1 protein-coding gene is annotated in these 446 nt (G+C 33.6%); it reads right to left on the bottom strand.

The genetic code is table 11. The features are described 5' to 3' along the window. Positions 1-20: 20 nt before the first annotated feature. The coding region (locus EMN46_RS19745; RefSeq protein WP_195715334.1) for a hypothetical protein at positions 21-446 on the bottom strand (426 nt) is incomplete at its 5' end.

Here is a 446-nt window from a genome sequence, read left to right as displayed (position 1 = left end):
ATTATCTTTTGCCTTTAAAATTACATATTAATCGTGATCGAAATATTCTCTTGAGGAACATCAAAATAATTTGCTAACAATCTTTTAGCTTCAGGAATTGAGATTTTTTCTAATTTTTTTTCTTCTAGTTTACTGGTTTCCTCTAAGACATCAGTTTCTTGTTCTAGTTTATGGAACTGTAAATCTTCTAAGTTGATATTCAGCTCTTCTAAAGATCTATAAGCAACAGGGTTTCTATTTCCATCCCACATATTAGGAATAGAAATATCTGCATATTCAGAAATATTAATTATCCAACGACCTTCAGAATCTGCTTCTTGAGATAGGCTGATACTAGAAATTTTACCGACTAAAAAGGCAGTGTGGTGCTTTGCTTCAGGTTGACCCCAAGATTTATTTCGGTTTTGAACACAAACCACGTAACTGCACTTGCCTGCATGATGGGC

This window comes from Ancylomarina sp. 16SWW S1-10-2, from assembly GCF_009669305.1.
Taxonomy (GTDB): domain Bacteria; phylum Bacteroidota; class Bacteroidia; order Bacteroidales; family Marinifilaceae; genus Ancylomarina.
Note: the sequence above shows the minus strand (reverse complement) of the source record. Positions and strands in the feature narration are given on the sequence as shown.